Raw genomic sequence first — 12,565 nt, 5'->3', positions numbered from 1 at the left:
CCGTTCAGCGGTCAGCGAAAGACCAGCTCATCCTCCTGCTCGGGGTTGAGCTCGATTTCGCCCTTCTCCGCCAGCTCGAGAGCAAGGTCGGTGATCACGCGTCGTGCCTCCAGCACGTCGCGCTGGTTGGACGGCTCGCCGATGGCGAGCTCGTGCTCGACGACGCGGCGGACACGCGAGGCGACCGAGGACAGGATCAGCTCGCGGAAGTTCTTGTCGGTGCCCTTCAGCGCCACGACGATGCGATCGGTCGGCACCTGATCGAAAATCATGGTGCGCGCCTTCGGCGTCAGGTTGACGACGTCGTCGAAGGTAAACAGCAGCTCCTTCAGCACTTCGGCCGATTTCGGCCGCTTCTCCGACAGGCTCTTCAGCATGTCCTCGATGTGGCCGCGCTCCATCTTGTTGATGATGTCGGCGACGCGGGCGTAGGTGTCGGCGCCGAGGTTGCGGGCGAAGTTCAGCGTCAGGTCTTCGTGCAGCGTCTTCTCGAGGACCTTCATCGCGTCGTCGACGATCGGCTTGAGGCTGAGCACGCGACGCATCAATTCGTTGCGCAGGCTCGACGGCAGCTGGCTCATCACCTTGGCGGCGCAGGACGGCTTGACTTTGGACAGGATCAGGGCCGCGGTCTGCGGATGCTCCTTGGACAGGTAGGTGGCCAGCGAATTTTCCGACACCGACGAGACGCGGTCCCACACCGAGCGGCTCGAATTGCCGAGCAGGTCCGTCATGATCGCCGAAACCTGATCGGCCGGCAGCACGTCGCCGAGCACGGCTTCAAGGCCACCTAGGGTGCCGAGGATGTTCGCGCCCATCGAGAACTGCTGGGCGAACTCCTCGACGATGCCCTCGAGCTCCTGCGCGGTGATCGGCCGCAGCTCCGCCGCCGCCTTGGTGACGATGCGGATCTCCTGCGGCTCGAACTGCTGCAGCACGCTGGCCGCCGCCTGCCGACCCATCGCCAGCAGGAGCGCGGCGACCTTTTCCGTGCCGCCCAGCGTGGTAACGCCTCGCTGCTTGACGGGAGCGATGCCGACCGGTGCCGCCATGGTCAGGTATCACCCTGCCCCAGCGGCCCCACGATCTCCGTGAGCGAGACGCCGAAGCGGGAATTGTCCTCTTCGACGACGACCACCTCGCCGCGGGCGACGATGCGGCCGTTGACGACAACGTCGACGGGCTCGCCGACCCGGTGATCGAGCGGAACCACCGCACCGCGTCCGAGCTTCATCAGGTTCGCCACCGGGATGGTCGCCGATCCCAGCACCACCTGCATGGTGACGGGAATGCGCAGGATCGCGTCGACGTTGGCGAACTTGCCGGTCTCCTCGGCGGTGCGCTGGGCGATCTCGGCCAGGCGCTCCAGCGGTGAGGTCTCGGCCTCGGTCGATGCAGGTGCAGACTCATAGTCGTAGGATTGCGCCATTTGGTATCGCCTCTTGGTACTTCCGCCGCCGGAGCGCCGTGGCGTTCCGGCCGTATTGTTCTGCCGGTGCCGGCTTTCAGTGCTTGTTCAGCTCGGCGGTCGCCGTCGTCGCCGCGGGTACGAGCCCGCCGCGCGCGTCGAGCGCCGCGATCGCCTCGTGGGCCTGATCGATCTTCGTGCTCAGCACGTTGGCGAGGCGTCCGAGATTTGCGGTGGAATCGTGCGCCGCGGTGATGACCGTGTCGAAGGCACCCGCGGTCTCGTGCATGATGGTGGAGAATTCGCCCTGATAGCTGCGTAGCCGCGCCAGCTCGCGGTGCATCCTGGTCACCCGCATGCTGGTGAAGGCGAGCGCAACCAGCAGCACGATATCAACGAGATAGGATATCATCGACGAACTCCCGCTTCTGATCGACGGGATCTGCCACCTGCATGGCGTAATAGCCGTCGAGCTGGCCGATCTGGCACCAGAACAACACCTGGTTGTTGCTTTCGAGACGGGCCAGCGTGCGCGGCGTAGCCTCGAGCTCGAGCACCTGCCCGACCTCGAACTTCACGACATCGCCGAGCGTCACCATCTTCTCGTCGAGCACGGCACTGAGCGTCACCTCGGTGCGATGGACCTCGCTCTCCATCTGCTCGCGCCAGCGTGGGTCGGCGGCGCGACCGTCGCTGACGACCACGTGGGCGAGCTTCTGGCGCAGCGGATTGAGCGCGGAGTGCGGAATGATGAGGAACATCTGGCCGCCGCGGTAGAGCGCCTGCAGCATGATGTTCGCGCAGATCGACATGTTGCCGCTCCGCCCGATCGCGAGCGAGGCCATCGCCGTCTCGACCCGCTCGACGCGGAAGGTGACGTTCGACGTGCCGGCGAAGGCGGATTGCAACGCCTTGGCGAAGCGTTCGAACAGCGCCTGGACCAGGCGAAGCTCGATGTTCGAGAACGCGCGCTCGACGTCGAGCGGCGGCTCGGCGCCGTCGGAGCCGAACATCGCCTCGACCATCGTGAACACGAAGTCACGGTCGAGCATGATGATGATGCGGGAGTCCCACTGCTCGGCATAGAGCACCGCCGCGACCGCGTTGGCCTCGTAGTCCTTGATGATATCGCCGACACGGTCGTTGGTGATGCCGTTGACCGAGAAATAGCAGGGCGTTCCAGCCATCGGCTGCAGGCTGTCGGTGCACGATGCCGCCATGCGATCGAAGATCACATTGAGCATCGGCATACGCTCGATCGATATGCCGGCAGCGTCCAGCAGGTAGTTCGGCAGCTGCTTGCGCTGATCGACTTCGGCGTCTTCCATCATCATGCGCGCGCCGCCTTGGGTTCAGCGTCGGCAACGACGGGCTTTGGACCTGCGATCGTCTCGTTCTCGACGACGTCGATCGAGGGACGCTCGCTGCTCGAGATCATCTTGCGGCCGTGCTCGACGGCGATCTGCGGCATGGCACCGTTCATGAAAGCCAGCAGCGTCTGCTTGACGATGATGTAGGGCCGGCACTTCTTCTCGCGCGTCATCTTGATCTTGATCGCGAAGGGCGAAATGATGCCGTAGGACAGAAAGATGCCGGCGAAGGTACCGACGAGAGCCGCGCCGATGAAGCCGCCCAATAGCTTCGGCGATTGATCGAGCGCGCCCATCGCCTTGATGACGCCGAGCACCGCAGCGACGATGCCGAGGGCCGGCATCGCCTCCGAGACCGTCACCAGCGCGTGGTAAGGAGCCAGCTTGCCCTTCACGATGGTGTGGATCTCCTCGTCCATCAGCGCTTCGATCTCGTGCGTACGCGCATTGCCCATGATGATGAGACGGACGTAGTCGCAGATGAACTGGAGCAGCGAGGGGTCGCCGAGCACGCTGGGGAATGCCTTGAAGATCTCGGAGTTCGAGGGGTCGTCGATATGCGCCTCCACCTCGTTGCGGCCCTTGCCCCGCAGCTCACGCATCAAAGCGTGCAGCGCGCCGAGCAGGTCGAGGTAATAGCGCTGTCCCGGCACCGCGTTGGTGATGGCCTGCATGCAGGCGACCCCGCTGTCGACGACCGTCTTCCACGGATTGGCCACGATGAAGGTGCCGACCGCAGTGCCTATGATGATGACGAATTCCCACGGCTGCATCAGCACGGCGAGGTGCCCGCCCATGGCGGCAAAACCGCCGAGCAGCGCCGCTACCGTGATGAAAATCCCCACGAAACTGCCCAACGCGCCGCTCCATCGCCGATCCCACCGAGAATACGTAGTCGGCGACGCTTGCGCGAAGCTGGTTTCGAGGTCGCCAGCCCCGCGCAAGCAATTGGCGGCAGCTTGAAGCGGCGTCGCAAACGGCGCCAGAGGGGCGCGTGTCATGCTATCCACCATCGCGGACTACACCCGGTTGACCAAGGACATGGGCAAGTCGCTGACACAGGTCGCGCAGCAGCCGGATGTCAGCCGCGAGACCGATTACTTCCTCGGCCATATCGGCAACGTGAAGACGATCGACGATTTCCTGAAGGACTATCGCCTCTACTCCTACGCGATGAAGGCCTATGGCCTCAGCGACATGACCTACGCCAAGGCGTTCATGCGCAAGGTGCTGACCGAGGGGGTCGCGAGCAAGGACGCCTTCGCCAACAAGCTGACCGACACCCGCTACCGGCAATTCGCAAGCGCCTTCAATTTCGCCGCACTCGGCGACAAGGCGACCCAGACCGCCGCGGCCACGACCGGCACGGCGACCCAATTCGTCACGCAGACGATGGAGGAGAAGGCCGGGGACCAGAACGAGGGCCTGCGATTGGCGCTGTATTTCACCCGCAAGGCTTCCACGATCGCGACCGCCTACCAGGTCCTGGCCGACAAGGCGCTGACACAGGTGGTGCAGACCGCCCTCGGCCTGCCGGCGACGATCAGCTCGGCCGACATCGACGCCCAGGCCAAGATGATCGCGGACAAGATCAATCTTGCCGACTTCCAGGACCCGGCCAAGGTGACCAAGTTCGTGCAGCGCTTTGCGGCGATGTGGGATGCGACCCAGGCTAAGGACGACAGCTCGACCAATCCCGCGCTGGTCCTGATCGCCGGCGCCGCGACGTCAGTCAGCATGGACACCAACGTGCTGACGACGCTTCAGAACATCAAGTTCAACAGGTAAGTCATGCAATCGGCTCTCTATGTGGGATTGTCGGCGCAGGTCGCTCTCGAAAAGCGCCTGCAGACGATCGCCAACAACGTCGCCAACGTCAACACGGCGGCGTTCCGCACCGACGTGGTGAAGTTCGAGACCGTGCTGTCCAAGGCGGGCCCGACGCCGGTGGCATTCTCCTCGCCCGGCGACAACATCATCTCGCGCGAGATGGGCAACATCACCGAGAGCGGCAACCCGCTCGACGTCGCCGTGGTCGGCCAGGGCTGGATCGCTTTCGCCGGTCCGAACGGCACGGTCTACACGCGCGACGGAAGGCTCCAGATCGCCCCCAACGGCGATCTTCAGACCGTGAGCGGCTTTCCAATCGTCGATTCCGGCGGCGCGCAGATCACGCTCGACCCGAACGGCGGACCGATCTCGATCGCGCGCAGCGGCGCGATCATCCAGGACAACAACGAGATCGGCACCATCGGCCTGTTCAGCATCCCGGTCGACGCCAATCTCGAGCGCTACGGCAATTCCGGCGTGACGCCGGACCGGCCCGCGACCGCCATCGCGGACTTCTCCCGGGACGGCTTCAAGCAGGGCTATGTCGAAGGCTCCGGCGCCAATCCGATGATGGAATTGACCAAGCTGATCGCGGCCTCGCGCGCCTTCGACGGCACCAACTCGATGATCGAGGGGACCGAGAGCTCGCTGCAGAACGCGATCCGCACCCTGGGTGAACCCGGCAAGTAGGCTGCGCCGCGTGCGCGATGAGGTTGGACTGATACCTTGAACGCTCTTCGGCAACTCGAGTGGGCGCTGCTGGAGCTGCAGCAGAGCACTCCCCTGGCAAGCGTCAGCGGCGCGATCTCCGAGATCGCGCCGACGCATTTCCGCGTCTCCGGCCTGTCGCGCTTCGTCAGGCTCGGCGAGCTCATCGGCGTCGATGCGGCCGGCAAGCGCCAGATCGGCGAGGTGGTGCGGATCGACAGCGACGGCATCATTGCCAAGCCGTTCGACCGGCAGTTTGGCGGCGGGCTCGGCTCGGTCGCCTCCCGCATGCCGCCGCTGTCCTTTGCGCCCGATCCGAGCTGGAAGGGCCGCGTCATCAACGCCCTCGGCGCACCGCTGGACGGACTGGGGCCCCTCACCCACGGATCCCAGGCGGTCTCGGCTGAGACCGAGGCGCCGTCGGCCATGAAGCGCGCGCGCGTGCACAAGCCGTTGCGCACCGGCGTACGCGTCATCGACCTGTTTGCGCCGATCTGCGCCGGCCAGCGCGTCGGCATCTTCGCCGGATCGGGTGTCGGCAAATCGACGCTGCTCGCGATGCTGGCCCGCAGCCAGGGCTTCGACACCGTCGTGCTGGCCCTCGTCGGCGAACGCGGCCGCGAGGTGCGCGAGTTCATCGAGGACGTGCTCGGCAACGACCGTCATCGCGCTGTCACAATCGTGTCGACGGGCGACGAAAGCCCGATGATGCGGCGGCTGGCGCCGAAGACGGCGATGGCGGTCGCCGAATATTTCCGCGACCGCGGCGAATCGGTCCTGCTGATGGTGGATTCGATCACCCGCTTTGCCCACGCCGCCCGCGAGGTCGCGCTCGCCGCCGGCGAGCCCGCGGTGGCGCGCGGCTACGCGCCGACGGTCTTCACCGATCTGCCGCGCCTGCTCGAGCGCGCCGGCCCGGGCGAGGAGGGATCCGGCACCATCACCGGGATCTTCTCCGTGCTGGTCGACGGCGACGATCACAACGAGCCGATCGCCGACACCATCCGCAGCACGCTCGACGGGCACATCGTGCTCTCCAGGCACATCGCCGACCAGGCGCGCTATCCGGCCGTCGACGTTCTTGCCTCGGTCTCCCGCCTCGCCCACAACGTCTGGGATCCCGAGGAGCGCGAATTGGTGAGCAAGCTGCGCGCCATGATCGCGAAATACGAGGACACGCGCGACCTTCGCCTGATGGGCGGCTATCAGCCGGGGCGTGATTCGGGCCTCGACCAGGCGGTCGAGATGGTTCCGCGAATCTACAGCGCGATGCGGCAAGGCGTTTCGGCCCCGCCGAGTGCCGATCCGTTCCGCGAGCTTCGGGACATGCTCAAGGGCGAGTGACGGCTGGAGAGGCGTGTGGCGCCTGCCCCGCCTGCCGTCCGCCCTGCCCGTGGTTTTCGACAAGAGATTGCGCATGTCGCTACGCTTCCAGCGCATGCGCGTCCTCACCGGTCACCGATCTTCCCCGTGAGGGAATTTGCCGTTCGGATGTGCACGAGCGCGCGAGCGATCCGGACAGTGGATTCTGCAAGTGCGGCGAAAACAACCGCCACGTGCAATTCCTATGAGTTCCCTCAACGATTCTCCCGCAGAACGCACAAGTTGTGGATGATGTGCCGCCAAACGTCATCGTGATGCACAAGCTTCGATCAGTTTGCATCAACCCAAGACAACAACCTGCGTGCAATCAAACTCTCACAATATCGAGTGCATATTACTCGCCGTGCCATGTATTACGTTCACCATCATGTGTCCCGAACAGCGAGATTGTCCTTGAACGTTACATTCGCCTGCGACGTCATCACAGTCTGTGAGAGGGTCTCTACTTGATTTTGTTGAGAAGCTCATCCATCGTTTTGGTTGAGTATAAGAAACGTCTGCTTGTGACTTGAACTTTTGGGGGCTTCGGTTGAGCTACTCCGATCCACCGTTTGCCGGCGACGGCAACCCGAGCTCCCGCGCGACGACGACGTTGTTGGCATGCCATCAGCGCTACGGCTTCTCGCTGCGGACGATGCGACGCTCATCGGCCCAGCTCGGACGCGGTGCGATCCGCGCCATTGTGCGAGAGTTCGACAGGACATGCTCGTCTGACACTCAGGGCGCAAAGCGGCTTCGGGACGCCGCAGACGAAGTTCCGGGGACGAGGTAGATTCATGCCATTGGCGCGGGAAGCCGTCGAGCTGCTGGTTCAGGCGGCGCGGGCTTGGTATTTCGAGGGCAATCAGCATGGATTGCGCGATCGGGAATGGATGGCGCTGCGCTTTCTCGGGCGTGCCAACCGGTTTTCGCGCACGCCGTCCGCGCTGGCCGGCTTCATCGGCGCCACGCGAGCGACTGCATCTCAGATCGTGAAGACTCTGGAGAGCAAGTCGTTCCTGGTGCGCAAGCCGTCGCACGAGGACAAGCGTTCCGTCGTCCTCCACGTCACGCCCCAGGGCGAGAAATGCCTGAGCCAGCACGACCCGATCAATCACGTGGTGAACGCGGTGACGGCGCTCGGGACCGACGAGTGCATCAGGCTGCGCGACTCTCTCCGCGAGATCCTCAATCACCTCGACGCGGCGCATCAGCGGCTCGAAGCGAGCATCTGCCGCGACTGCATGTTTCTCGCAGAGCGCGGCCCGGGCACCGGCAAGGGACGCGGAAACGCCGAATTCATGTGCCGGCTCTATCGTGCTCCGATCTCGCTCGAGGAGACCGAGCTGCTCTGCACCAGCTTCGAGCGCACGCGCGACCGCCCCAAGATCGAGCAGAATCTCGACCGCGAGCGCGTGGCGAGCCAGGGCTGAGATCGCTAGGGAGCGGCGCTCTCTCCACGTCATTGCGAGCGAAGCGAAGCAATCCAGAGTCTCTCCGCGGAAAGACTCTGGATTGCTTCGTCGCAAGGGCTCCTCGCAATGACGGAGGATGATGCAGCGGCATCGCTGTTCCCGCACCATCTCACTTGCGGACACGCCTTCGCGATCTCGCGGCTGATTTCGCCCGAGCTTTGCTTGGTCTCGCCGCCCTCCAATCCAAGAGGGCGCAGGGAAGGCCGGGTGCCGACATCGCACCCGCGGTCTGCTGCGCACAATGCACACGCAGAAAACCGCACAGCAGCATACAGGTGGTGCCGATCACTCGGCCTTCCCTGCGCGATGGTCGGACGGCTTATGCCGCGCTCTCCCGGGAGCCGAGTTCCTTCTGGCCTCCCTCGCGCTCACGGAATTCACCGGCATCCGCGCCGGTTGACGCAGATGCCGCCTCCGCAAGCGCTTGACCGTAGCAACGACGGCCAGGACCACACGGTTTTGCCGTACGCACGGCCCGCCATTGCCCGCAGTATTTCCAGCCCCGTTGACGAAGCCGGAAACTTACAGACGAGACGAACCTAGCAGCGCCGTTCGTCCGCGCGCGGCCGCGAGCTCACGGAGAGCAATCCGCCCTGCCCTTGGCCATTCGCGCCCGACGCTGCCGCGTCCACCGCAAGCCCGGCTCGCGATCAAGACGACGACGCGATCGCCCCTCAAGATAAGCCGGGATGGGCGAGACATACGCCATTTCCGAATTTCGGTAAAGCGGAATATTTTTGCCTGACCGGGTTGACGGCGGGCGAAACAGGCCGATCGAGCGGCCGGAATGGAGCGCAACCCGGGACAGGGAAGACGTCGGGCGAGCCGCCGCCTGGCGCTTTGTATGCATTATCCCAGTTGCCATCCCTCCGCGGTTCGCTTTACATGCCCCCAACTGGCCCGCGGATGACGCCGGGCCCGAAAAATCACACAAATTTCGTGGGGACGGAGCATGGCGCGCAACATATTGATTCTTGGGGCTTCTTACGGCTCCCTGCTGGGCACGAAGCTGCTGATGGCCGGGCACAACGTGACCCTGGTCTGCCGCGCCAAGACCGCGGAGCTGATCAACCGCGACGGTACCGAGGTCCGGATCAAGCTGCGAGACGAGGCGGTGCACCGGGCGATCTTTTCCCGCAACCTGCCCGGCAAGCTGGATGCGGTGACACCGGCCAATGTCGATCTCTCCCGCTACGATCTGGTCGGCCTCGCGATGCAGGAGCCGCAATACACCAACCACACGGTGCGCGTCCTCATGGTCAAGATCGCCGCGGCGAAGCTGCCGTGCCTGTCGATCATGAACATGCCGCCGCTGCCCTATCTGAAGCGGATTCCGGCGCTCGCCGACATGGATCTCGAGGAGGCCTACACCAATGCGCAGGTCTGGGAGCGGTTCGAGCCCGGGCTGGTGACGCTGTGCTCGCCCGACCCGCAGGCCTTCCGGCCGCCGGAAGAAGCCGCCAACGTGCTGCATGTCGGCCTGCCCACCAACTTCAAGGCGTCGGTCTTCGCCGACGAGACGCACAACAAGCTGCTGCGCGAGCTGGAGGCCGACATCGACGCGGTGACGCTCGACGGCCACGACGTGCCGGTGAAGCTGAAAGTGTTCGAGTCCCTGTTCGTGCCGCTGGCGAAATGGTCGATGCTGCTCACCGGCAATTATCGCTGCATCACGCCGAACGAGCCGCAGTCGATCCGCGACGCCGTGCACGGCGATCTCAAGCGTTCGCAGACGATCTACGACCATGTCGATGCGATCGCCCGCAAGCTCGGCGCCGATCCGCAGGACCAGGTGCCGTTCGCGAAATATGCCAAGGCCGCCGAGAGCCTGCTCAAGCCGTCATCGGCCGCGCGCGCGGTCGCGAGCGGCGCGCCCTTCATCGAGCGCGTCGACCTGCTGGTGAAGCTGATCTCGCATCAGCTCGGCGTGCCCAATGCCGAGATCGACCGCACCGTCGACACCGTGGACCAGAAGCTGAACGAGAAGATCGTGCAGGGCGGCTCCGGCGCACAGTAGCGCGGCGCGCCCCGGCAACGCCGGCGCTCAGGCAACCAGCAAGGATTGCAGCCAGACGAGGCCGGTCACGGCGACCAGCGTGACCGCGCCGGTGCGTGTGACGAGGTCAGGGCACCCGAGGCGACGGGCGCCGCGTCCGAGCATTGCGCCCAGAATGATCCACGCGGCGCCGGCGGTGAGAATCTGAAGCGCGATCATACCGAGCCACGGCAGCAGTTCGAGCGGTCCGGCACCGAGCGGCAGCAGCAGGAACGCGAAGACCAGTGCTTTCGGGTTGAGCAGCGTCGTCAGCAGCACCTGGCCGAACGTCACCGCAGCGCCGCCGCGCAGCTCGCGCGTGTTGACGCGCCAGAGCATGACCGCGAGGCACAGGATGTAGATCGTCACGGCGACACGGAGCACCAGTGCCGCAATCGGGATGTCGCTGATGAGGGGACCGAGCGCCAGCCGCAGCACGGCGATCGCCAGCAGATAGCCGCACAGCTCCGCCGCGAGCAGAGGAAGGGAGCGCGAGATTCCCGCTCCGGCTCCCGATGTCGCGAGCAGGGTATTGGTCGGCCCCGGCACCGCCAGCAGGAAATAGGTCGCCGTGAAGAAGGTCAGAAACGTCATACGGCCGGATAGCAGGTCTCGGGTCCGTTGATCTTGATCTGAGTCATTTCGGGCCAGCCGACGCCGTTCGGCACCGGGTTCCTGCCGCTCACGGCGGAGCCTTCTGGTTTTAGCGTGGGCAACACCGCCTGATTCGCGCCGGAGCGCTCGACGTGCCGCGGCTGGATTGATAAGCCGCTGTCCGCGAATGACGGGACTTTGAGTCGGGGACATGACGGTTGCGATCGAGATGGGGCAGACCACGGCAGGCGCCGCGGCCGCCATGGACCTCGAGGAACTGCTGGCGACCCGCCTCCTGGTGCAGGGCAATTCGGGTTCCGGCAAGTCGCATCTCTTGCGGCGGCTGCTGGAACAGAGCGCGCCCTGGGTGCAGCAGGCCATCATCGATCCCGAGGGCGATTTCGTCACGCTGGCCGAGCGCTTCGGCCATCTGGTGATCGAGGCCGAGGATCACACCGAGCGAGGCCTTCAGGTCGCGGGCGAGCGCGCGCGGCTGCATCGCGTCTCCACCGTGCTCAATCTCGAAGGGCTGGATGCCGAAAACCAGATGCGGCGCGCAGCTGCCTTCCTCGGCGGGATGTTCGACGTCGACCGCGATCATTGGTACCCTTTGCTCGTCGTCGTCGACGAGGCGCAGCTGTTTGCGCCGGCGGTGGCGGGCGAAGTCTCGGACGAGGCGCGAAAACTCTCGCTCGGCGCCATGACCAATCTGATGTGCCGCGGCCGCAAGCGCGGGCTTGCCGGCATCATCGCGACCCAGCGCCTCGCCAAGCTCGCCAAGAACGTCGCGGCAGAGGCCTCGAATTTCCTGATGGGCCGCACCTTCCTCGACATCGACATGGCGCGCGCCGCCGATTTGCTCGGCATGGAGCGGCGGCAGGCGGAAGCCTTCCGCGATCTCGAGCGCGGCCAGTTCATGGCGCTGGGACCTGCGCTGTCGCGCCGGCCGCTGCGTCTCAACATCGGTCCGACCGAGACCTCACCGCGCAATTCGACGCCGCGGCTGATGCCGCTGCCGGAGGCCACGCTTGAAGATGCCCGCGCGGTCATCCTCGCCGCGCCACCGCCCGATGCGAGCCGGCCGCAGCGACGGCCGGCGCCGGATCTGCTCGAGCAGCTTCGCGCGGCGAAGGCCGCCGCCGTGCCGGAGATTCGGCTGGAAACGGTCGAGGCGCCCGTCAGCGCCGAAGAGCTTGCCGAGCGGCGCGAGCGGGTGGATCGCACGCTGCGTGCCGTGATGGCCGAGCCCGATGCCGGCTTCCGTGCCATCGGCGTGCTCTATCAGGAATTCGCGGTCCGCTGCCGCATCGAGGGTCTGGGGGCGGCGGTGCCCGATCTCAACGAATTCCGGCGCATGCTGACGCATGCGCGCGCCGGGCTCGGGACGGATCTCACCGAAGACGACGCCTGGCAGGACGTGGCGCTGCGGGCTTCGATCCTGCCCGACGACATGCAGGGCGTGTTCATGATGATCGCGCGTGCGGCGAAGGAAGGCTGGCCCTGCCCCGGCGATGCCGCGATCGCCCGCGCCTACGGCTCGCACTCGCTGCGCCGGGCGCAGCGCCTGCTCGGTTACATGGAGGAGCAGGGCCTGATCGTGGTCCAGCTCGACGGCGGCGGCCGCCGGATCGTGACGCTGGTGGAGCTCGCCTGGGCGACCGCGCCGGGCGATCCCAACGGGGATGATCAGCCGGCGGAGCAGGTCGCGAGCGCGGCGCCGGGTTGATTGTTGCTGCGAGCGAGATGCGCTCCCTCTCCCGCAAGCGGCAGGGCTTTCGCATAT

12 protein-coding genes are annotated in these 12,565 nt (G+C 65.5%); 6 read left to right on the top strand and 6 right to left on the bottom strand.

Translation table 11 applies throughout. The annotated features are described in order from the left end of the window. Positions 1 to 11: 11 nt before the first annotated feature. The 5 genes from BDOA9_RS12620 to motA form a co-directional block, all read right to left on the bottom strand. Positions 12 to 1,052, bottom strand: a complete 1,041-nt coding sequence (locus tag BDOA9_RS12620; RefSeq protein ID WP_025034297.1) for a flagellar motor switch protein FliG — start codon at positions 1,050 to 1,052, stop codon at positions 12 to 14. Between the two features lie 2 nt (positions 1,053 to 1,054). Continuing rightward, complete coding sequence (gene fliN / locus BDOA9_RS12615) at positions 1,055 to 1,429, bottom strand: flagellar motor switch protein FliN (RefSeq protein WP_025034296.1); 375 nt, start codon at positions 1,427 to 1,429, stop codon at positions 1,055 to 1,057. 76 nt (positions 1,430 to 1,505) lie between these two features. Next, complete coding sequence (locus BDOA9_RS12610; RefSeq protein ID WP_025034295.1) at positions 1,506 to 1,820, bottom strand: hypothetical protein; 315 nt, start codon at positions 1,818 to 1,820, stop codon at positions 1,506 to 1,508. Then, positions 1,801 to 2,742, bottom strand: coding sequence for a flagellar motor switch protein FliM (locus tag BDOA9_RS12605; protein WP_025034294.1), 942 nt, complete (start codon positions 2,740 to 2,742; stop codon positions 1,801 to 1,803). Before BDOA9_RS12605 ends, BDOA9_RS12610 begins: the two co-directional genes overlap by 20 nt. Continuing rightward, positions 2,739 to 3,635: a flagellar motor stator protein MotA gene (gene motA / locus BDOA9_RS12600; protein ID WP_025034293.1), complete on the bottom strand. Its 897-nt coding sequence runs from the start codon at positions 3,633 to 3,635 to the stop codon at positions 2,739 to 2,741. Before motA ends, BDOA9_RS12605 begins: the two co-directional genes overlap by 4 nt. A 142-nt stretch (positions 3,636 to 3,777) precedes the next feature. Between motA and BDOA9_RS12595 the strand changes: the two genes are divergently transcribed. From BDOA9_RS12595 to BDOA9_RS12575, 5 genes are all read left to right on the top strand, one after another. Further along, positions 3,778 to 4,566 carry a DUF1217 domain-containing protein gene (locus BDOA9_RS12595; protein ID WP_025034292.1) on the top strand — a complete coding sequence of 263 codons (789 nt, stop codon included), beginning with the start codon at positions 3,778 to 3,780 and terminating at the stop codon, positions 4,564 to 4,566. Positions 4,567 to 4,569: 3 nt separating this feature from the next. Next, positions 4,570 to 5,298 carry a flagellar basal-body rod protein FlgF gene (gene flgF, locus BDOA9_RS12590; protein ID WP_025034291.1) on the top strand — a complete coding sequence of 243 codons (729 nt, stop codon included), beginning with the start codon at positions 4,570 to 4,572 and terminating at the stop codon, positions 5,296 to 5,298. A gap of 36 nt (positions 5,299 to 5,334) precedes the next feature. Next, positions 5,335 to 6,660 (top strand): flagellar protein export ATPase FliI, encoded by a 1,326-nt coding sequence (gene fliI / locus BDOA9_RS12585; protein WP_025034290.1) that lies wholly within the window; start codon positions 5,335 to 5,337, stop codon positions 6,658 to 6,660. An 815-nt stretch (positions 6,661 to 7,475) separates the two neighbouring features. Further along, positions 7,476 to 8,111 (top strand): MarR family winged helix-turn-helix transcriptional regulator, encoded by a 636-nt coding sequence (locus tag BDOA9_RS12580; RefSeq protein WP_025034289.1) that lies wholly within the window; start codon positions 7,476 to 7,478, stop codon positions 8,109 to 8,111. Positions 8,112 to 9,105: 994 nt separating this feature from the next. Beyond that, the gene (locus BDOA9_RS12575; protein WP_025034288.1) at positions 9,106 to 10,170 is read left to right on the top strand and encodes a ketopantoate reductase family protein; all 1,065 of its coding nucleotides are present in this window, start codon (positions 9,106 to 9,108) and stop codon (positions 10,168 to 10,170) included. 27 nt (positions 10,171 to 10,197) lie between these two features. Here the strand turns inward: BDOA9_RS12575 and BDOA9_RS12570 are convergent, their stop codons facing one another. Next, entirely contained in the window at positions 10,198 to 10,782 is a 585-nt protein-coding gene (locus BDOA9_RS12570; RefSeq protein WP_025034287.1) for a LysE family translocator, read from the bottom strand. 211 nt (positions 10,783 to 10,993) lie between these two features. Between BDOA9_RS12570 and BDOA9_RS12565 the strand changes: the two genes are divergently transcribed. Then, entirely contained in the window at positions 10,994 to 12,508 is a 1,515-nt protein-coding gene (locus BDOA9_RS12565) for an ATP-binding protein (protein ID WP_025034286.1), read from the top strand. Positions 12,509 to 12,565: the final 57 nt, after the last annotated feature.

Source organism: Bradyrhizobium sp. DOA9, from assembly GCF_000617845.2.
Taxonomy (GTDB): Bacteria; Pseudomonadota; Alphaproteobacteria; order Rhizobiales; family Xanthobacteraceae; genus Bradyrhizobium.
This window is presented reverse-complemented; position numbering and strand designations above follow the sequence as displayed.

Bases quoted from the DNA above. Each gene is read 5' to 3' on its own strand.
- fliN (WP_025034296.1), bottom strand. From the start codon at position 1,429: ATGGCGCAATCCTACGACTATGAGTCTGCACCTGCATCGACCGAGGCC.
- BDOA9_RS12570 (WP_025034287.1), bottom strand. From the start codon at position 10,782: ATGACGTTTCTGACCTTCTTCACGGCGACCTATTTCCTGCTGGCGGTG.
- BDOA9_RS12595 (WP_025034292.1), top strand. From the start codon at position 3,778: ATGCTATCCACCATCGCGGACTACACCCGGTTGACCAAGGACATGGGC.
- BDOA9_RS12610 (WP_025034295.1), bottom strand. From the start codon at position 1,820: ATGATATCCTATCTCGTTGATATCGTGCTGCTGGTTGCGCTCGCCTTC.
- BDOA9_RS12575 (WP_025034288.1), top strand. From the start codon at position 9,106: ATGGCGCGCAACATATTGATTCTTGGGGCTTCTTACGGCTCCCTGCTG.
- BDOA9_RS12605 (WP_025034294.1), bottom strand. From the start codon at position 2,742: ATGATGATGGAAGACGCCGAAGTCGATCAGCGCAAGCAGCTGCCGAAC.
- BDOA9_RS12620 (WP_025034297.1), bottom strand. From the start codon at position 1,052: ATGGCGGCACCGGTCGGCATCGCTCCCGTCAAGCAGCGAGGCGTTACC.
- BDOA9_RS12565 (WP_025034286.1), top strand. From the start codon at position 10,994: ATGACGGTTGCGATCGAGATGGGGCAGACCACGGCAGGCGCCGCGGCC.
- flgF (WP_025034291.1), top strand. From the start codon at position 4,570: ATGCAATCGGCTCTCTATGTGGGATTGTCGGCGCAGGTCGCTCTCGAA.
- BDOA9_RS12580 (WP_025034289.1), top strand. From the start codon at position 7,476: ATGCCATTGGCGCGGGAAGCCGTCGAGCTGCTGGTTCAGGCGGCGCGG.